Below are 22235 nucleotides of genomic sequence, written 5' to 3' on the forward strand. Positions count from 1 at the left end.
ATTAATTTTTACACCCATATTTAGAAATTATATAATACTGAAATCTCAAAATAGTCATCTTGGCGTAATGAATAACTGTGTTCCTCAATATTTGTATTTGAAAATATCTGTGCGCGTAACTCAGCTGATAAATGCTCACTGACTCGTCGGGAGCCTTCGATAGTGTAAATACGACTAGTATCTTTTATGTCAACAGCCATGCCAACAATTAGGGAGGTCGTTTGATAATCATTGAAGACAATACGTGTTCCGAACGCCAAATCATTTTCAAATGGAGTCGTCGCTCCGATGCCGCGATCATCATAATAATATTCCGCTAGAATACCAACATCAATTGACGATTCTACAACACCTACAAAAGTATACTCGGATCCAATACCCGCAGTATTGAAATCTGAGTTATCTTCAGCACGATGATAACCTTCAAATTTAAATAAGGTGTTGTCGGTAGTCAACTGTATATCAAGCGCAGTTTGGTGGATAACCGAATAATGAGGCCTGAATACAGACGAAGAATCCGGTAGTTTGGCCAATATTAAACTGGGGTCTCGATTCGTACCGTAGAAATGCGAGAACCCAATTTCCCAATCTCCAATTAAATGTTCATATCTTAGAGCCAGATCGAGATGTTTTTCTTCAGCCCCGGATTCAAAGGTACTCTCACTGTGATCCACGCGCAAAGGTGTCCGCAACCTGTCTTCAGCATTGGCAAAATATCGCTCCCTAAAATAAGGTAGTAGGAATAAATCGAAGGTCCCCCAATCCTTAATCAGAGTCAAGTTCGCCATAGGCTGTCCCAGCTTGGATTCTGCATCGAGACCTTCATGTGTATCAGTTTGATTGATGATATCTACCAGGTGCCTGAACTCTAATACCCCCCAAAAGACTTTTTTAAATCCGAGGCGTAGCTCCCAAATGTCCGAGACACCCTCCCAATAGAGTTCACGGATATCGAAGTGTTTTCGGCCGCTATCATGATAGCGATAAAATAAAAAGGATACTAAGGATTGGTGGTTATTATCCCAATTGTGATAGTACTCGATTCCAAGAGAAACCGAGGGATCTTCATGTCGTGATTGATCCAGATATACAGGGGGTTGATAGAAGAATCTCTTTTCCATCGCAACGTTGCCGGTAAGCTCATGAGCGTAAATGGTACCTACCGGACAAGCATAACAGCACAAGAAAAAAGCACCTACTGAAAGTATGCGAAGCGATATGTCTTTCATGAAATATAGATCGGCTTGCAGTAAACTTATATTACTAAAAGGCATAATATGATTTGTAAATTGAAATACCTACGTGTCAGTAATTTTCGCATTATAAAATCGCGCCTAAACTCTAAGCCTTTGACTATTGATATAAAAATCAAAGGTTACAGCTATAAACACCGATCTTCCTATCGATACAAATTTTTTGATTTATAGCTGGATCATCTAGAACTATCTTTTTTGTATTCGTACTTCCGGATGGCCAGGTAATGTCAACAGAGTGTAAAGCTTCATCTCCCAAGCCAATATGCAGGTCTGTAGTGACAGCTCCAAAGGCCGAACCGCCAACTCGTGTATAATATAGCTTATCCTTATTGACAATAAGTTTGGCGCCGATCGCAAACAAGTTATTGGAACTCTGATCGCGAAGGTGAATCTTCACCCAATTGCCCTGTGAGTTTTTAGGTGAACCACCGTTGATATACAATGAGGTATGACCTTCCTCAAACTGCGTTGGGGGGCTAACTACCTTATTGGGTGCCGGGACAGCAAGAATTCTCCCACCAAACTCTACTTTCAGGTTTCTCGCCTGGGGAGAAACTGAATTATAACCTCCGGCATGGGTTACTAAAATATCGATAAATCCATCTCCATTTACATCTGCATTAAGGGTTGCACTGGCAGCTTCATGCATCCGGAAAATATCGCGGATAGTACTTTCCGCCGCATCCACTCCACTGGAACTATAAGCATCGGTATCGCTTATATAAATGTAATCTCTCTTAGTCCAACCAGTGCCCGGGGCAACACGGCGAGGAGGGTTATGGGTGTAGTCCATATGCCGAATATCCAGTAATTGATACTCCAAAGTCCTGTCTGTGAATTCATAACCGCCCTCGGAACTTTCATTAACCAGAAGGCGACCTGGGCTGCCTAATGTGTCACCAATGAAGTTGTCATTACCCCTGGCGAGAGCACCTGCCATATACAGATCGAGATCCTGGTCGTTATCGATATCAAGCAGAGAAAGGTTCCAAGCGAATTCATAGGCACGTAAACTTGTAGAGAAATTATTTCTCTCAAAAAAACCCTTGTCACGTAAAGTGAAATTCATGGGGTTTGACATATCCGGTGGTATGTGAGAAGAATGATTGACTTTCACCTTACCCGAAAGATCATGAAATCCGCTATTGCCTCCGTGATATTCCAGCACAGCGTGGTGTAAGGTGCTCTTACCTTTCATATAATTAATGTATGCGAGTGCAGTTAGGTTCAACTCCTCCTCAGTTTCAACCAACAATCCGGTATTTTTTGCCGACATGGTTTGACTGCCACAGTTGGCGATTAATAATTCTTCCTTTAGGTCACCATTCAGATCTCCGGCCGACAGACCCATCCAGCAGCCATCCCATTCCGCATCGTTAAAAGCTTCCAGGTAGTGAAAAGATTTGCCCTGAATGTTTTCATAGATCCGCAGGCGATTACTCATGTCATTGGAGACAACCAGATCTGGCCAGTGATCTTGGTTAAAATCCATAAACATCGCCGACCAACTGTGATCAGCCTGCTCACCAACCTGTTTACCATCTACGATATGCTTCGAGGTTTTGAAAAAAGATTGATCCTTATCTCGCCACACGCTGGCCTCAAGTCCCTCTTCTAAATGCAGGCCAGACACATTGAAAGTCGCGCTTTTATCTTGAAAAGTCAGCTTTCCGGTGTCAACGAGTCGATTGATGTAGAGCTGATTTCGATTGCCGGCAAAATACTTTGCTCCAAACCCCCAATAATCAGGATCGAGAAAGTTGGCAACATACAAATCCAAATCGCCATCCCTGTCTACATCCGCAACGGCAGCGCTGGTAGAGGTCCAGTTCCCGCCAACACCTGCTTCATGAGTCACATCTTTCCACTCTGGCAAACCGTCTCCATCCTTGTCTCCGAGGTTGATAAACAGAGAATTCCGCCCCTCGGCTTCAAGTTGTTTGCCAAAATTGACCATTACGTCTTTGCCGTCCTGCATCTCTCCCCAGAGAAAAGCAGGCGTTCGGACTACCAAAGCTTCGCGAGCACTGCGAGCCTCCCTACCCAAGTGGTTCTTTGCCGGATAAGATGGAAATCCTAACTCATGACTCTGAGCCATGATGCCATAGTGGGATGCCAATACATAAAGATCCAGAAGGCCATCTCCATTGAAATCTGCTGCTATAGCACCAGTGGATATACGACCCACTGAAAACTCATCCTCATCCGGGGTACGACGGGGTTTGTATTTATTTTCAATCAACAACTCCTGTTCCAAAAATAGACTATTACCGTTTTTCGTAAGATCTTGAATACTACGATAAACCGGTTCTCCGCTATCATTATTGCCTTGATTGAGGTATAGAACGTTGGGTTTGGCCGGTGCGGTTTCCCCAGTCAGTACATTACGTTGGTCAACTTTTTTTGATACAGGCCTACCCGAGTGAGTCAGGTAAATATCTTCCCGGCCATCATTATTAGCATCGAATATGGCCCCTCCCTGTGACCAGAGCATGCTATTATTTCTAAGTGCCCGTTCGCCCAGTGATGATCCGATATCCCTGAATGGTATATATCCAGAATCAATTGCTATGGCTTCCGGAAGCTTCTCTTGCGCTTCTCTGCGAGAATGAATTGACTGCTGTATTTTAGCTTCACTCTCAAATCCTAAATATTGTTTGATAACACTAGCAGCAACGGTTACTTCGGATACGCCGTACTTCTTGAGAATATAACTTTTCAACGGAAAGTATACTGTAATACCGATTATTATCGCAGTAGCAACACCTATAGTAAGTCTTTTCATAGCTGACTTTTCTCACAAAATATTGATATCTTCATAAACCCTAAACAAAGGTGGTACATAGGCATCAGTAGCATTTACAATTTTGTTTTGTAAAATTCCTTCTATTGGCAACTCCAACTCTACAAGATCGACGATTCTTTCATAGGAAACAATATTCACTCGTAAGTACCATTCTCCGTCACGCTCGAAAGGTCGCAAGAAAACCTGTTCATACCCAGTTTCGTGATTATTGACCAACGTCCATTTTCCTTCTTTCTTTTGAACTTCATAGGCGTAGTGAGGAATGGGTCCCTGGTGGTATCGGAGATAGCGACGCTCTATCGATTCCATTGGGGGGAAGATACCGACTCCGAAAGCTGAAATTTCATAGTCTTCCTGTGCCACCAAGAGATCCACAGGGATATTGCCCAGGACAATACCGCGATCACCGGCTCCTTTATAAATAAATATTTCTATATATCCATTTTTATTTTTGAAATTATTTTTTCTTGTATAACTCGTCTTCGGCACCACACTGCTTATTGCAGCCAAGTTCCAATCACTGCTAAAGGGTATTTCCTCAGATTGAGTTTCGCTGTATACGCCAGGAGCAACAAAGCGTTTAACTTGAAAAACATCTCCCTTTTTGAGTTCTGACACATATTTCTTTTCAAGCTGTTGTTCATCTCTAATAATCTTGAAATATTCCTTTTGCACTTTACGGCGTGAATCCTGAGAAGAATATCCCGCAATCGGCTTGTTCAATACAACCGTAGGCTTGACTGTCAGGATGGTATCTTGCCTGGTACGAAGCTTTTCCAGTTGCAATTCTACATTTGACAGATCCTTTTGATACCGCAGTGTCAAATACAATGCAAAATCTGAAATCTCTATTTCATTTATGGAGCGTATCATTCTGTAATAGATATCTTTAGGGAAGTCGAACCAACTATGATACATTTCTCCAACAGAATCCGTTGCATTAAATTCCCACAATCCGGGTTTGAGACAGTTGTTGGTTACGCTGAAGCGGGTTGGTTGCAAATCTGGCTTTGGCTGGATTAAGCCGTTGCGATAGTGATACTCCTCAACGGCATTACTGAATAAACCATCTTTGGAATTGAAGTAACCAAACAGCCTATTGCTTTGTTGATAACTTAATTGGATACCATTCCTTGCATACTCGGCAAGCATAAGATTTGCCTTGTCAAAATTATCCAGTTCACTATCGTGTGCATAGGGAAGCAGAGGTATCAGAAATCCTGCATCGATATGGTTGAGATATATTTTTTTATCTCCACTATCTGCATTTTCTGATCTAATGATCATCGATATTCGTTTGGTTTGTTCAGAAAACTCGACGTCAACACGTTTCATATCTCGAAGGACAGAATAATAACGGTTGAGAGATTGTGTGGATGGATTGATCACATTTCCATTGACATCTAAATGTTCTTGATCAAACTTTATTTTTTCCCCTTCATGGAAATCAATAACGAACATAAGAGCCAAAGCTGTGAATAACGTACCAATAGGCAAGCCGTACCGAATCCAATGAGTCATAAGTTTCTCCACTTTGCTAGCAGTCAAAAGGTCTATAGAAAACCACTGTTTTGTTTTATCTTCAATCCCGTTAAACTACAGATAGAACCATGCAAAGGACCTCGTTATGTTAAACAAAACCCGTCTTATTCTTTTTTTGTCTTCTATAGTTGTATGCTTTATTGTTATGCGTACATATCTGTACTTTTCTCCAGGTACAAACCTCGACATAGGCCCATATAATATCCATCATTTGTATACCGGATTAGTGTTGATGGTCATTGCCTGTGTGCCTTTAATAATCTTGCATGGCTATGACAAGCTTCTTAACTTCGCAACACTATTGTTTGGAGTTGGTCTGTGCTTGGCATTGGATGAGTGGGTTTACCTTATCGCCACTGGAGGTTCCGATGCCGAGTACCTTCTCCCCATATCATTTTGGGGGGCTGTTGTTGTGATCGGGTCAACCTGTCTATACACACTATTTGTATCCTATTTAGCAAAGAATAAATCTTAATATCTGTATCTGCTCCGGTCATAACTGGGGCAGAACAACCTGTACGACAGCCCAAACTCCTAGTTCCGGCTGCGTCTCAATGCACTGCGATCAAAATCCCTATCATTGAAGCCGTTCTCGAATTGGTAATTATTCATTATCAATAATGTTTTTTTCCCGGTTTGAATATTTTCCATATGCATTTTTTCGGGGCGCCAAAACCCATTTAAATATTGCTTGTAGCCCTCAAAAGTTAACACTTTCAACAGACTGTTCTTTCTATCGTAGTAATCTAAGCGTAATGGTTGGTACATAATTTTGTCGAGCCATACAATCTGGCGATGATAACCAGAATATTCGTAAATGGGCTGACGCTCGATCACAAACGCTTCTCGATCGTCGAAAGTTTCATCCCGTAGCCATTTGTAGGTGTATCTTTCCAGTTCTTGCGATGTCATGTCTTCATAAGCAAATTCACTACCTACAAAGGGGCCAGATTTATAAACGGAAGAAATTCGCTTAATTCTTTTCAGCGCTGGCAAATATAGCCACTGATCATCTGGATCAAGTGAATGCGTATAGCTTAAAAATGCAGTTCCCTTAATATCGTTTGGGTAATGAAATGTAGTTAATGTCTTGTCTCCATCGTTTTCCACTTCCAACCGGCTAATTTTAAGCGATCGCGTGCTGCTCTCTCCCTGCTTATTGGAAAGTATCATTTCCATTTCCACACGCTGGTCTACCCAACCTGAATCGCGACGAATCATTTCACTGGCAATTTCAAACCCTTTAGCTACTGGGTCAATAGGTTTAATCTCTGCATCTAACAAAGTGCTATACAGACCCAGACACAGGGTGATCATGATTAAAGGCGGTATTCTCATTCTTCATCTCCTCAATCTTCATAAGCACTGCAGGTAACAACAGCAAATCTGCAAGGAGCGCAAACACGATAACAATCGCGGTTAAAAGACCCATGCCAGCGTTCAGGTAAAAACTTGATGTGGCCAGTATTGAAAAACCGATCACCAATAAAAAGGAAGTTGTGATTAAAGCTGGGCCTACCATTTTAAACGCATAACGAATGGCATTTTCACTACTAATATTCTGTTCTCTTCTTGCTCGCAGATATTTGCTTAAAAAATGTACTGTATCGTCGACCACTATCCCCATAGTAATAGCCATTACGACTGAAAGGCTAAGTCCAATTTGCCCTACCAGTATCCCCCACAAACCAAATCCCATGGCAGCAGGAACTAAATTTGGAATCAAACTAATAAGTCCGAATTTTACAGAGCGGAAAGCAATCATTAGCAAGAAGGAAATAATCAACAGGGCTACAGTTGTTCCTAAAAGCATACTCTTGATGTTATGCATGCCGAGTTTGGCAAAAACAATATTTGTACCTGTTGCTTGGGTAATTTTTATATGTGAGCCGTTCTCCTTAAGCCAGTCATTTGCTCTTTCTTCTAATGCCAATAATTGTTGCGATGATAGGGTGTTGACGGACACGGTCAAGCGTGTAGAAGACTTATCAACATTTAACTGATTATTTAGGTCCAAACCATATGGAAGTGACATCTCAAATAACAATATGTACTGTGCCGCCAGGTTCCGGTCAACAGGCAATCGATAGGCATTTGGGTCATCTCCATGCATATTTTTATTTAAACGCTTAAGAATATCAGTAATACTGCTGACATGAATTGTCTCTGGCTGTTGGCGAAACCACTGGGCAAATGCTTCCAGTTCAGCTAGAAACTTGGGATTGTGAATACCACCTGACTCTCCGGACTCCATCGAATACCCCAGATAGTACAACCCTGTCAGATTGTTCGTGGTATAATCACTATCGACTCTAAATTGAATAGAATCATCAAAATAGTGTAAGAAAGTATCGTTAAGCTCATTACGTGGAATATTTGCAATAAGTAGCACCACAATAACCATGGTCGTCCATAACAAAATTACCCTGCGACGTACCACCAGATCTGCGAGTTTTTCAATTAATTGACCACCTCTTCTCTCACCTTGTTGAGGTCTAAGTGGAAATAAGCTCATCAACGCGGGTAAAAGGCACAGAGACATATAACAGGAGGTCAGTACACCGACCCCTACTATTGTGCCAAGATGATTAAAAGGCGGAACATCCGAAAAATTCATTGATAGAAATCCCACCGCAGTAGTTACACAAGCAAGCAGCACAGGTTGCGCATTGACCCGAACACTTTCCTGTAGCGCCTTTTTCTTACTTGAACCTCTACGCATAGCAAAATTTATGGACCCGAGAATATGAACACAATTCGCGATTGTAACTGTTAATATAATCGAGGGAGACAGTGCCGAGGGTGGCGAGAGCGGAAATCCCAAGTGACCAGCAGTCCCCATTGCTACCAGAATTGATGAAACAATAACCAGAAAAGTTGACAATGTACCCCAAAATCGACCTACTATGACAGCCAGCAGGATAAGCATGACTGCAAAACTAAAAGGGACTAATTTTTTCATGTCCCGCTGTGATGATTCGGGAAAGGCATTATTTAGCAGCAGTGTTCCAGTCAGGTAAACCTTGATATCCGGCCTTTCCTGACGTATTTCCTCCGCCATAGATCTGGCAAAACTTACCGCTGCAGGAATTTCCGCTATTTCATTTTTCCGCGGCATCTGCACGGTTACATTTATCGCCGTAACTGTCGCATCTATGGAAATGAGCCGCCTAAATAACAGCGGTTCATCGAGAGTTATTTCCCGAATTTTACGCAGCGATTGTTCATCCAGAAGTTGATCCTTTTCCACTAAATCGTGAACACTGAGCTCATCGCCGTCTGCATAGCTATACTGGAAGTTTGTGATTGAGTCAACACGCGTTGAGAAAGGCACCTCCCAGGCTTTATCCGTCAAATCCCTGATCAACTGAAGATTATCTTTTGTGAAAACATTTTTGTCATCCGGCGCCAATACTATCAGTATATTATCATCTTTCGTATAAGTATTCTCCAGTGCTTCATAGGCTAATCGGTTGGGATTTTCTTCACTAAAAAATACGCGAAAATTATTTGTGAAATATAAATTACGGACACCAATCGCTGCAATTAAAACCATACTTAATGCAAGTGATATAACTAACCAGCGTTTTTCAATAACCCAAACGGCAAGCCGACTTTCATACTTTTCCATTATTAGTCAGCCCGCTCGATTCGACGATACAGCTTGGATAACTCTTTTTTGATGTGATGTTCTGTGTAATGTCCTGTAGGCACCGTATACAAAAGCAATTACTAAAAGTGTAAGAGTTGTATATGAAAGCATCTGAAAATTACTTGTATGCTCACCAGGATATGCCTGTAATATCGACCAGGCGATACACCCAGAATAGAAATAAATCCAATAAGTTATTAGATTGAAGCAATTTTCGCCGGTATGAAGTCGTGAGATAACCCAATAGGCAACACTCAAGAAAGAAAGTCCATACAATGCAATCACATGAGGTAACAGTATACGCCCAGCCTCTCCGGCTACGTATAGATTGGCATCAGTGCGCCCAAGATAAAATAACAAATAGACGACATTAGCTATAATAGTGAAGCCCATCAAATTGCCCGTACTAAAGAAAACCAGTCCCGCCCTGATAGTCCGTGCCAATGCCGAAGGTATCCCCGTAGATAGCGATTTATAACTTTGAAAGGTTATAACAAGTGCACCTATACAGGCTAATACGGCAAATAATATGATAAGTCTGGCAATAACGGCATTAAATGCCCCTGTCAACCAGTTGAAATGCGACATGGTTCCGCGTAGTTGTTGCATAAAAACGAAGACCAGTGTTAATGTTACTGCCCAACCGATAAATCCTACAGTAACAAGAGATCTGCTCCGCCAGACCGGCAAATAACTCAATAACCATGCAATATTGATTTGTATCATGCTGAAACTGATGGAAAAAAGAATTGGTTTTCGCCAGGATACAGTACCCGTAAGGGGCCCACCCTCTACGATAAAAATAACAACGCTAACCGCACCTATAATCAAGCCGAATATAGCAAACAGGTAGAGAACCTTCTGATCCTTCTCCAACTCTCTCCAATATTGATTATTCATTTCGATATCTCAATGTTTGTTAAATTATAAAATATTATCTATTTGATTATATAAGTAAACTTCCAAATCCCATTGACTTTGTAAATATTGTCAAACATGTCACTTATTCTCTGGATGTCAGAGTCAAATAAAGTTTACTTAGGATAATTCTTATAGGTGGATAAGGCCGTCCGTATATAGTATTTTTCTTATCACTCATAAGTTCAGCTACTATTTATAATCCACTACACCTAAATAGCTCATATGCTTAAGTCGGTATTGAAATACTATTCTTGCATTATCCTGTGTACTGCCAGGGAAAATACCTGCTCCAGATCAACATGCCAACGAGAGGAAGACCGGAGAATAGAATACCGGCACAAACTATTTTTGCTCCCCAAGATCTTAGAGACTCTCCATTGGCACTATATCTTTTGGAAGCATCTTGGGCTTCAATACCAAATAAAATATTCAGTGGTCTTTGTACTAATATATATATTATGGACATAACCAGCGCAGCGCTAATTGGTGCAACAAATTGTAGATTAGCCGGTAGTTTGTAAAGCTCAGTAGGCATTTCATGAACAATCAAACCATAGGTGGCAAAGAAGAAGCCTAAGGTAGCTCCACCCAGACCGTAGCGGACTATGCTGGAGAAGCGATGTTTGCTGTACATGTTACTAATCCACAAAAATAACATATTCCATATGCCAAAGTATAACGCCGGCACAATCAGCATATTTTCTATAATTAGTGGGCGGATAACCCCATTCGGATTGCTTAAGTCTATAGGATGTATGCGGTGCATTTGACCAAAAACAAACAACGGTAAAAACATAACCGGATAACTACTGCCCGCGATAAACGCTTTAAGATGGTTTATATTACTCACACGAGTTAAAGAAAAATCATTCATAGTTTACTCCTCATTTTTATTTTTACAGCGCACAAGCAATAGGTTGTATTTCAGCGTAGTCGGGATATTTTTCAGTACTGCTTTTACACCACCGACACTCCATATTTGCCTCAATCGGCAATTTCTTAAAAGTCATGTTCAGAGCATTAATGCTTAATACATGACCGAGTAATGGTACCCCAATTCCGAGTAACCACTTAACCGTTTCCGTAGCCATTAGACAACCGATCACACCCGGAACAACACCTAAAACTCCCGCTTCGCTGCAAGAGGGAGCCAATTCCGGTGGCGGCGGTTCCGGATAAAGGCACCGGTAGCAGGGCGTAGAAGGATTGACATCGGGTGCAAATACTGACACCAATCCTTCGAAACGGTAAACTGACCCATGTATGTTCGGAATCTTTAATTTGGTACAAGCGTCTGCTATTAAATAACGTGTATTGAAATTATCTGTACCATCGATAACGACATCGTAACCCTCGAATATCGATTCGACATTATCTCTATTAAGCCGATTTTCGATGGCAATAACGTCTATATCGGTATTCATCTCCTGTAGCCTATGCCTGCTAGCCTGTGCCTTTGCGCTATCGAGATCATCTTCCGTATACATCACTTGGCGCTGCAAATTGCTTAACTCGACCTTATCGTCGTCTATCATAGCCAAGGTACCAACCCCCGCTGCCGCCAGATATAAAGCCACCGGGCTGCCGAGACCACCGGCACCAACGATCAATACCCGGCTGTCTCTTAACTTCAGTTGACCCTCGAGACCTACCTCTGGCATCAACAAGTGACGTGCGTAACGCGATTGTTCGTGACTAGCCAAAATACGGGGTTGACAGCTTGGCAAATCCGACGCTTTCCAAGCGTCAAATCCGCCGGCAAGGGAAGCGACATCCCGATAACCCAGTTCTTGCAACTGATGGGCGGCTATAAGAGATCGTTTACCCGAGGCACACATCAGTATGATTGTATCTTTCGGTTGAGCATATTGTGAGATCCGTAACTCCAAAAAAGCCCGCGCAATATGCTTTGCGCCCTGCGCCGTGCCGGATTCTATTTCCCGATCTTCACGTATATCAAACAGCTTTGATGTATCATCACTAACTAATTTTAAAGCAGCCTCGGGCGTAATTTCCTTGACGGATGTCTGTATCTTCTTAAAAAAATCGTTTGTAGACATGGGCGCTTATCCCTAATATTTATTATAACGATAGCGCGGTTAGCGACTTCCCCGCACTGATATCTCTAACGCGGTATATCCATATACAGCATCACCATTGCCACTGTATTGAGTAGCCCACAGGCAAAAATAACATAGGCTCTATACATATAGTATTGATAAATCGCCCAGGCTTCGCCACTGGAGGAAACCTGCAATTTTGGCCAACTGGAAAAGGTTCCATACAGAGTGAACCCGATCATTATTGATAAAGCAAAAGATCGCAATCCCAAAAAGAATATTTCTATATTACCTTCAGGTGGATGTAGTATCGCCAGAGCGGTACTTGTTGTGAGCTGCAAAAAGATGGCAAAGTATACCCAAAAAAATACATTTGAACCTTGCCCGACAACGAATCGGAAAGGAAATTTCCCATTTTGAGCCATAGATTTAATCGCGGGCCAATCTATAATTGACCCCATAAATACGGCTCCCACCCACATTGCATTACTTACAGCATGCACACTTAGAAGAAAAACATAGAAGTCTTCCATTTTCAACCACCAGCATTCGACATCAATATAGTCAGCTCATCGCCGTCTTTTATGGGGGCTGACAACCCTCCACATTGTTTTACATCCCTCTCATCCAAAAACATCCGCAAAAAAGGGCGCAGTTCACCGTCATCGATTATTCTCTCGCTGATATCATTCGATAGTGAACAATCATCCAGTGTACTGAACAGATCCATCAATGTATCGCCCTCGACATCAACTTCGACAATACCTGGCATAAATTTTTGTAGCGCTGAAGGAAAATTCAGTTTTATACTTTTCATTTGTTTATTCTCCTTATAGGGAATACAGTTGTAAGATGACGAATTTATTGCTCAACATAAAAGCAGCCAGATCTCAATTATCAAAGATAACTATTTCTCGATCATGTCATAGCTATCTATGATGTCGAGCATAGAGTCGGGGAAGGCAACTGCTCTAATTTTTCCATCGATCTCCTGCATGGCAGCTGTGCCCTGCGAACCAAGGCATACGAGTTTGCGCTCGCCATGGTTATCCTCTTTATAATAGCGAAACTGGAGCATCATCTTCTCAGCTCCCAAAACTCCTATATTCATATGCATAACTACTTTGTCAAATGCGTACAGTTGATCCAGGTACTGACAAGAAACATCTAGCGTAATCAATTTCAAACCATTATTGATTTTTTCCAATACATCTGTGCAGTATTCCTGGATGAACATCTCCCGACAGCTACCCTGCCATACAACGAAGTTAGCAAAGTAAATATTTCCAACCACATTGGTTTGTTCAAATGTGGTGAAAAAACTGTATTCAAAAAATGCACCCTCACTGGTTCTCACAATAGGCATATTCCAATTCCTCTTCTTCACACATACCACTTAATACGAGGTACTTATCCCTACTGTTCAGTGGAATCAAGCTTATCCAATATTGCTCCCCATGAGCGCCAACCAAAGCCCAACCGCGATTAGCGGAAACGAGTTTGAGATTTTTTAATTCAGGCCAAAACCGTTTTATCACGCTCCAGGCCTTAGCTCCGCTATCATCGCTCGCTTCAAACCAGTCTTTAAGCTGTTCTTGGGTCACCTGCGAGTCGATATTGGCCACCCGGACTCTACAATTCAACGGATTCGAATTCACCGTTAACACCAACTCATGTTCTTTATCTGCCACCACGGAAATAGTGTCGACGGCACTGTACCGATTCAGTGTCTCCCCCAACCGATGGCCGATATAAGCCGGCAGAAGATCCTTATGCAGGGTCTGATGAATTTGGGCTCCGGATACGGGAGTTAATGTCAAACCCTGCCAATATTGGAGCAACTGACCATGTGCATCCCGCAATTGTGCGTTGACTAAAAAGCCATCTTTCCAGCGTCGCACTTGCTGGGTTTCAATATGATAGGGGGTTTCGTTACTCTCGGCGATATATGAGATTGACTCTACGCTGGACGGCAAAATACTCTCGTGGGGTATTGCCGCCTGGTGAGCGTGAATCACAGCGTCGTTAATCCCTATGTCGCCCAATACGAGATCCAGAGAGTATTGTCCTCCCCAAGTAAGCTCTTGCTGCCTTGCTATCTTGCCTTGCACTCCAAGGTGTGTGATTTTTTGAAAACTATCGATACAGCGAAACTGACCGGTATGGAACAACAATGGCTCGTATACATCAGCGACGGGATTTATATCCAGATTTTCCCCGCAAGCCTGGAAGGGTGGAAGCTCTTGTTGCGCCTGGGGGCTGAGTAGCAATCGGGCTTCATAACAGTGGATGTTGAAGCGATTTTCTGCGGTTTGCACACTGCTCCATAGCTGGTTGTCACTAACTCGCACAGCGCTGACGCGTATACGTCCCGTGCCCTGCTTTGGAATCAGCACCGGTTTGCGGATATTTAAATCCTGAATGGTATGGATTTTTGCCCCAGGTACCAACGCACCGGCTACTTGCGCCATGGCCTCAAGGGCAATGACTGTGGGCAATACACACTGGCCACGATAGACATGATCTTTGAGATAGGGATCCTGCTCGAAGGAAAGTTCACTGTCTGCTACCAATTCAACCCCGGCGTGGTAGTGTTGCACATGTTGCAGAAAACGATGAGAAGGCAGCCTGCTGGCAGTAAATTTAAGAGTGTCCAATCCTGCGTATCGTCCGCAAACCAGCGTGCGCAAAGATATGGGAGTTTGATGCCTGAGCAGCGCATCAAGCGCCTCCAGCCCAGTTTCCACTGGAATTGATGACACGCCGATGGCTGATAATTGACGCTGCATGCCATCGGCGCTACCCATACCGATCTCCGACCACACAGACCATTCAAGCACATGGCAGCGGGTATCCGGGTGGCTGGCCCCATAAGTCTCTATCAGCTCCGCCATCTCTTCGTTAGCCTGAGCATAGTCTGCGTTGCCGTGCATGCCGCTTTCCGCGATGATGGAGCCATAGCCCACAAGTAATTTCAAGGCGGGCAGCTGTTCAAGCAGGTTGGCCAGTCCCGCCACTTTTGGGCCGGCGGTTGTTTTAAAATCCTGTTGCCTGAGTTCACCCAGTACTTTTGGCTGGTTGATGCCCGCGGCATGTAAGACGGCGGAAATTTGCCCCCCCTCTTTTTGAATAAGGTCTATTGCTGCTGCCAGCGCCTGGGCGTCGCCCACATCCACAGATACATAGCTGGCCCGAATTCCCTCTTGAGACAATTGTTGTATACGTTTGCTGAGTTCCGCATCTTGAGAGAGGTTTCTCCGCCCCAGCAGTACAATGGATGCGCCCGTGGTTTTCGCCAGGTGACAGGCGGATACATAGCCCAGTCCGGAACTACCGCCGGTTACCAGGAGCCGGTCTTCCGAGGTGAGTAGTGAGGATGCAGCCCTCCTGTCTAACTGAATCCGCTGCCACTGTACCTGCAGGCGCCGGGAATCACTATCGTATTCTATTTCATGCCAGCCTACACACAGAGACGCCTCCACCAGGGACCGGTCTATCCAACGCGTGTCGGCGTCGGGAAAGCGCAGATAACACACGGGTATGCGACTGTTTTCAAGGTGCCAGGTGCGCCAAAGGGGTGCCATATTCGGGGCATCTCCCGCTTGTATCACAACCACGCAATGCAGTTCCCGCTTGGCCAGTTCAACCAGTTCACCCAGCATTGCATCATCGATGATGCTATCTTCAGATAGTCCGTAAAAGACAAGTTTACCCACCTGAACTGCAGGATCCCTGCCATGCTTATCCAGGGCCTGCCGCCATTGGGGAAGTATCGCTCCGCAGTAAGTCCAGTCATTTATGGCTTCCCGTCGGGAAACCAAATCCATCGGCGGCAACTGTTTTTTAACCGCTTCAAAACAATGTACCCAATTGGGTAATGCCTCCAGGTCTACTTCTGCAATGGAGTCTACGGCCCGGGCATCGCCAGCGCTGTCAGCAATCAGTTGTGCCAGCTCACTCAACCGACTGTCGGTGTTGGCCAGCAGGGCGGCGGTGGAATAGGCCTTATGCTCCTTGCCAAAGTGTTTGACAATTTTTGAAACAACTTCTGCAACAGTAAGAGAATTAATATGTAAATCAGATAAAATCTTGTCGTCATTCTGAATTGATGCTACAGGAATTTCCAGGCGATCACCGATAAGCTCTTTGGTATACGCCAGTATCGCAGCGGGATTGTCACCATTACTGACGTCGTCACCTGCGACGAATTGCTCTCTTATACTGCTCTGTTTGCTGGTCGCTTCCACGGACTTGGCTGCGCACTCCCGCAGCCACGTTTTAAAACTTTCATCGTCAGTAATCATTTCGCAGGGACTGGTAAGAAAATCAAAGGACCAATTCCAATCCATCACATTTTTTTTCAAAATAAGATGGTCAAGTTCAGCAGTATCACTGTTTCCACTGACAAATTTCAATGCCAATAGACTTAGCAATGGAAAGGTGGAATTTCCGCCTATATCCATAGCAATAACTGGTTTCGCACTGTAATTTTTCAGTGTACTGGTCAGTGAGTTTCCAGGCCCCACCTCTACAAACAGGTCGATCTCCGAATGCGCCAGCGTGATCGCCTGGTAAAATTGCACCGGATCACAAACCTGCTTTACCAGTAGCGACCGCCAGGCCGACGCTTCAGTGATGTTTCTCCCCGATATTGTGGAGATAACTCGCCTGGTGGGCTCCTGAAAATTCAGTTCCGATAAGTAGTCAGCGAACGGTTTATTGACCGATTTCATCATTTTGGAGTGGAAGCCATGAGAAATCGGAAGAAGTGTGCAGAAATGGTCGGACGTGATACACTGTTGTAAAGCTTCTAATTTATCGACAGCACCGGCGAGAACGGTATCGTCGGGCCCGTTATAGCAGGCCACTTCAACATCGAACTTCTGAGCCAGATTCAACGCCATTTCACTGGGAGCATGAAGGGCCAGCATGGCACCGCCGGCTTCACCGCCGGAACTCATCAATGCACCGCGTTTTGTCGCAAGCGAAACCGTATCTTTGATACTCAGGCATCCCGACCAGCACAGCGCCACCAACTCACCGACACTGTGACCGATGGCGAGTTCGGCCTGGATATCGAATTTTTCCAGAATCTGCAAAGCGTTTAAACTGCCACTCACAACTGCAGGCTGGGCAATAGCGGTATCTACAGCACTACCATAGGCACCTCGCTTATTTATCGAGGTAAAGGCTTCTTCATTGTCGAGATACCGTTTGTAAGCTCCACTGTCTGGGTAAACAGGGGCACCCTGTCCGGGAAACAGCAAACCAATGCGCGCTTCTGCTCCACTCCCGCTATAGGCTATACCCTGTTCCAAATCAAAATAACTATCGACACCACTGTCTATTTTTTTAATCAGGTCAAGAATTTTTTTATTGAGTGCAATACCGTTTTTAGCACCGTTGTCGATGACCAGCGCAGCTCTGTACATACACTTCTTGTCTGCTATCTCGGGCCGCCCGCACAAGTAGGAAGACAAGTCTGTAAGCTCGGCATTGGATGCCTGCCAAGCGAAATTCTTGAGTTTTTCCAATTGCCCTAACAGCTTATCTTGATTGGCTTCAGCCACGGGAAAAATATTTGCGTCCTGCCAGGTATAGTCGATATTGGGATTATCACCCAGAAGGCCCTGATGACTTAAAAACGCAAGTCCCTGAGCTGAATCTGAATCACTGTCTCCAGCCTCTAGGGTCAAATGAGTATTGATACCGCCGAATCCCATGGAGGAAACGCCCGCGCGATAGGGGTTGAGACCTTCATAGGCGAGGAGCCGGTCCGATCGCTTCAACAATAGGGCATTTTCTTTTAGCAGTGGATGCAGTGTGTCAGTGGGTATACCCGGCGGCAGAATTCTATGCTTCAATACCAATGCCGCTTTAATCACACCCGCGATCCCCGCAGCACCCTTGGTATGGCCAATCAGGTGTTTTACCGAGCCGATATAAACGGCCTCATTCCGATCTGTCTTTCGCAACAGGCTCAACACGGCGCGCAATTCGGCTTCATCACCCACCGCAGTGCCGGTACCATGCCCTTCAAAGTAACTCACCGTGCCGGCGTTGTAGGGAGACTTTTCATAGGCACGATTCAGGGCCAGCGCCTGAGTTTCAGCTTTGGGGCGGATAATTGCACCGCCGCCATCCGAGGATACCCCCCAACCCTGAATTGTTGCATAGATATTACAACCGAATCGACGTGCCTTTTCCTCGGTCATGACCAGTATCATCCCGCAGCCCTCGCCGGGCCAGAATCCCTGACTGTACTGATCAAAAATCCTCATTTGCTCGGGGGCCAGAGCACCGGTTCGTGAAAAACCAATGATTTCAAACGGATCGATACTTAGGTCCACACCACCGACCAATACTGCATCAAATCCTCCGGTCTGCAGGGCATCACAGGCCTGAGTGACGGCCAGCAACGAGGAGGAACAAGCCCCATCTACGGTGAAACCACCACCATTAAAGTCAAAATAGTTGCAAATACGCCCGGCAATGGTATTGGCCAGGCCCCCCGCCAGACTATCCGCGTCTGGCTCAGGAAAGGGGCTCTTATATAGCATTTCGAGGTCGTGCATAAAATGATGTTTGGCTTCTATGCTCAACCCAAAATCCTGCTGCTCCCAGATTTGACTCACGACACGAGCGACATAGGGCCATCGCAAGCGCATATTATTTGCCCGGGTAAATTCGCCGGCAAGTGAGTTACCCACTACAACGCCTATACGTTCCTTGTTCAGGCCGATGCCGTTGGGAAAACCGGCATCCTCCAGGGCACCGTTGGTCACATCCAGAGCCAACCAGTGTGTCATATCTGTTTGCCGAAAAGTTGACTCAGCAATTCGATAACTCAGCCGATCAAATGTGTATTGATTGAGTACCGCAGCCTGGGTTGAATATGTATGATCTCTAGCGCCCGTATCGGTATTGTAATAATCATCCAGATTAAGACGCTGTTCTGGAATGCGCCGAAACTGCTGGCGCAGATTCAATACGGTATCCAAAAAATCATTTTTATTGTGTATACCCGCGTACCGACAATCAATCCCAACAATAGCCACTGAGCTATGTTCTCTCACCTTGTCTTCTCCTATAAACCCACAAGACAATTCTTTAATTTTACGATGTAAACGCTAATTATGATGAGGGTACTACATTGCCTTCCAGATTGGCTTGCAGCCGTTGTCTTTCAAGCCACAGGCTCAGCATGATAAACAGCCCGCGCGACCCGGTAACGATGGTTACGGCAAAAAATATGGCAAAAACAACATGGAAATACATCAGAACTCCATACACCATGGCGATAGAAAAGCCAAACACAATTTGCGGTATAAGTTTGCTTGGCGAAGTCATCGGGTCGGTAATCATGTAGAAGGTAAAAAGCACAAAGGCTGGAGCGGTGATCATGGTAATTTCGGCGGCCATTTGCACAGGATATAATTGACCGCGCAAAAAAGCCTGAAGGAAAAAACCCGATATCCAAGCCAATATGATCGCCATACGCTTGGTGAGAAACAAATTCATTCGCATACCTAATAATGCAATAACGATCAGGACCAGCCAATCCCAAAATCCGCTATAGGTTTCAGTGAACTGATACACAATAATATTTGCCCACGGAGCTACCAGGAAAATTACTGCAATACCGAAGTTGGATGGGTTAAAAAAATGTTGATATCGATTCCCGTTCTTGTAGCGAAAAACATGTTTTGAACCGATCGCCAGGACAACTGCGAAAACCATCATCAAGAGGCTGTCATTTACATATATGAGAAATGATATAGTGATCGCGGTCATGTGGGCGGGCAACATGAAAAATACAAAACCGCTCCAGCCATTACCTAGATACCGCGGCCTTCTCTGTAAACACTTCGCATCGATATATTCAAACAGAATTGCTGAAGTGTATCCCGCCATCAGGGCGACCACCATTTGCATTAAAGACTGTTCAAAACCTAGAAAAGCGTGGCCAAATACAGTTAATACGGTAGCCAAACTTGCGCTGTTTATTAATGCCATCTTTAAATTTGGCGGCCCTACAAATAAATCTTTAAATTTACTCACAGTATCCATCCTTAACTGGGTTAAAATTAATGTTTGTGGCATACTGATCCTGGTTGCCCAGTAAAATGGTATGCTGTCCTATTGATAATTTACCTTCCCAGCTGTCTAACTGTCCCAGGTGATTACGCCAGCGAATCTTTACATTCACCTGCGCATTTTCAGAAACGGATCCCAGACCAAAATGCACTGACTTGCTACGCGCACCCGCATGGCCGTTGCCCCCATCGACAAATCCGATGAACTTTTCACCTCTGGGCCCGGTAACCGTGACTTCCGCACCGATGGCCGGTGTACCTTCTCTGGCTAGCGGTCGGCGCGGATTGGAGGAAAATCCGGTGTTGTTGTCCAGGGGCAGGAGGAGGGAAAGGCTGAGATAGCCGTTGGTATTTTTTGTTTCATTAAGTAGCAAATAGTGATCTTCCCACTGGTTGCCGACGGCATAGTCCAGGTCTCCGTCTCCGTCGACATCGGCAATAGCAAAACCGCGACTCAGCCAGGGCCCAGCCACACCCAGTTCCTCACTGATATCTTCAAAGTGTCCCTCACTGGACATAACATAAAAGGGGTTCCCCTCATTGCCACTGATGTCTCCCCCGATCATATTCGGCCAGGTTTTGGGATCGCTGAGCAGCGGATCCAGATTCATGGACCACTGGTGTAATTCCGGCCATTTATTGACCTCTCCGCGAAAAAAACCAGTTGCCTGAAGCGCCTCAAGGATTCCATCATTGTCAAAATCGGCAAATTTTGTATCCCAGCCCCAGCCACTATAAGCTACTCCCAGAGAGCTGGATTTTTCCAGGAACGGAGCAATTCCTTTTTCTATTGCTGCTTCATCGCCGGTATTCATCCATAAAAAATGTCCCTCTTCCAGTTTCCACTCACCGGCAATGTTGCTGACAAATATGTCGTAGTATCCATCGCGATTTACATCGCCAAAATCCACGCCCATTCCCTTGAAGGAGTCGTGCCCCATGACTTTTGACTTGGGTATGGAAAACCCCTTTCTACCCGTCAAGCGTTTGAAACTTAAATTCCCCGGTGTGGATTTATTGAGGTACATGCCATCGGGCCCAAAATCATTCGCGATATACAAATCACTGGCGCCATCCCGGTTGATATCGGCCGCGCCTATAGCCAGGGTCCAGCGCTCATCATCACCTTCCGGCATACCGGAATCTGCCTCTTTGAATTGCACGTATGGCTCGGAGCCGCTGCCGGAGTTTTGCCAGAGAAAGATCCGGTTACTACCTGCATTATCAGCATTCGAGAGAGAGTTGTGGAATTTTGGATAGTGCGTGCTATTTGCGTCATAAACTCTGTTTCCATCGGGAAAATAATTGCCCAAAATCACATCGATATGACCATCGTTGTCAAAGTCCGCCAAGGTAGCCGTCGATGTATACCAGTCCCTTATATCGCCCTTTACCAGCTCCTGTTTGACAAATCTCTGCTCCAGGGGCAGATTCACATCGCTTTTTTGCATTAATATTATCGGGGAGCGCCCGAAGAAGATTGCAAGTATATCTGCCAAGCCATCCTCATTAAAATCACCCACTCGACATCCACTGGGAAATGAAGCCTCGTTAAAATCCTGGCTGACAACCAGCAAGGTGGTGGGGGAAAAACGCCGATCAGTCTCTATTGCTGGCGCGACATAAAGGCTTCGGCTGCGGGGATCAGTAATACATAAATCGTTTTCCAATCCATCCAGGTCCAAGTCCAGCACTGCGATGCTGGCTCCGACCGTGGATATCCAGGGTTCTATGTGTTTTAATGCCGGGTTCACAGGCAGCCGTTCACCGGGCGGAATCCTGCTGTCAACAGGGACCGTAGATTGGCGAAATTCAAATCGCTTGGCCATTGCTTTCTTTTCTTCAGTGCTAACAGATGGCAGCTGAACCAGGCCATACAAGCCTATCCAGGAAAAAAATATA

Annotated in this window: 14 protein-coding genes; all 14 read right to left on the reverse strand. The window is 44.7% G+C overall.

Going from position 1 to position 22235, the window contains the following annotated elements; all coding sequences use genetic code 11:
• Positions 1–20: 20 nt before the first annotated feature.
• Positions 21–1229, reverse strand: coding sequence for a hypothetical protein (locus Q5Y71_RS13205; protein ID WP_306042592.1), 1209 nt, complete (start codon positions 1227–1229; stop codon positions 21–23).
• 139 nt (positions 1230–1368) lie between these two features.
• Positions 1369–4041, reverse strand: coding sequence for a CRTAC1 family protein (locus tag Q5Y71_RS13210; RefSeq protein WP_306042593.1), 2673 nt, complete (start codon positions 4039–4041; stop codon positions 1369–1371).
• Between the two features lie 12 nt (positions 4042–4053).
• Positions 4054–5583: a hypothetical protein gene (locus Q5Y71_RS13215; RefSeq protein WP_306042594.1), complete on the reverse strand. Its 1530-nt coding sequence runs from the start codon at positions 5581–5583 to the stop codon at positions 4054–4056.
• 555 nt (positions 5584–6138) lie between these two features.
• Positions 6139–6942, reverse strand: a complete 804-nt coding sequence (locus Q5Y71_RS13220; RefSeq protein WP_306042595.1) for an outer membrane lipoprotein-sorting protein — start codon at positions 6940–6942, stop codon at positions 6139–6141.
• Positions 6893–9235 (reverse strand): RND family transporter, encoded by a 2343-nt coding sequence (locus Q5Y71_RS13225; RefSeq protein WP_306042596.1) that lies wholly within the window; start codon positions 9233–9235, stop codon positions 6893–6895. Before Q5Y71_RS13225 ends, Q5Y71_RS13220 begins: the two co-directional genes overlap by 50 nt.
• A gap of 6 nt (positions 9236–9241) precedes the next feature.
• On the reverse strand, positions 9242–10156 hold the full coding sequence (locus Q5Y71_RS13230) for a hypothetical protein (RefSeq protein WP_306042597.1): 915 nt from the start codon (positions 10154–10156) through the stop codon (positions 9242–9244).
• A gap of 277 nt (positions 10157–10433) precedes the next feature.
• Positions 10434–11051 carry a hypothetical protein gene (locus Q5Y71_RS13235; protein ID WP_306042598.1) on the reverse strand — a complete coding sequence of 206 codons (618 nt, stop codon included), beginning with the start codon at positions 11049–11051 and terminating at the stop codon, positions 10434–10436.
• Between the two features lie 22 nt (positions 11052–11073).
• Complete coding sequence (gene moeB, locus Q5Y71_RS13240; RefSeq protein WP_306042599.1) at positions 11074–12237, reverse strand: molybdopterin-synthase adenylyltransferase MoeB; 1164 nt, start codon at positions 12235–12237, stop codon at positions 11074–11076.
• Between the two features lie 65 nt (positions 12238–12302).
• Positions 12303–12770 carry a hypothetical protein gene (locus tag Q5Y71_RS13245; protein WP_306042600.1) on the reverse strand — a complete coding sequence of 156 codons (468 nt, stop codon included), beginning with the start codon at positions 12768–12770 and terminating at the stop codon, positions 12303–12305.
• Positions 12771–12772: 2 nt separating this feature from the next.
• On the reverse strand, positions 12773–13054 hold the full coding sequence (locus Q5Y71_RS13250; RefSeq protein ID WP_306042601.1) for a MoaD/ThiS family protein: 282 nt from the start codon (positions 13052–13054) through the stop codon (positions 12773–12775).
• 90 nt (positions 13055–13144) lie between these two features.
• Positions 13145–13603 carry a thioesterase family protein gene (locus tag Q5Y71_RS13255; protein ID WP_306042602.1) on the reverse strand — a complete coding sequence of 153 codons (459 nt, stop codon included), beginning with the start codon at positions 13601–13603 and terminating at the stop codon, positions 13145–13147.
• Complete coding sequence (locus Q5Y71_RS13260; protein ID WP_371877055.1) at positions 13581–19313, reverse strand: SDR family NAD(P)-dependent oxidoreductase; 5733 nt, start codon at positions 19311–19313, stop codon at positions 13581–13583. The genes Q5Y71_RS13255 and Q5Y71_RS13260 overlap by 23 nt, the downstream gene beginning before the upstream one ends.
• A gap of 58 nt (positions 19314–19371) precedes the next feature.
• On the reverse strand, positions 19372–20298 hold the full coding sequence (locus tag Q5Y71_RS13265; RefSeq protein WP_306042603.1) for a hypothetical protein: 927 nt from the start codon (positions 20296–20298) through the stop codon (positions 19372–19374).
• Complete coding sequence (locus Q5Y71_RS13270; RefSeq protein WP_306042604.1) at positions 20291–22162, reverse strand: CRTAC1 family protein; 1872 nt, start codon at positions 22160–22162, stop codon at positions 20291–20293. The genes Q5Y71_RS13265 and Q5Y71_RS13270 overlap by 8 nt, the downstream gene beginning before the upstream one ends.
• Positions 22163–22235: the final 73 nt, after the last annotated feature.

This window comes from Microbulbifer sp. 2205BS26-8 (genome assembly GCF_030731025.1).
Lineage (GTDB): Bacteria > Pseudomonadota > Gammaproteobacteria > Pseudomonadales > Cellvibrionaceae > Microbulbifer > Microbulbifer spongiae.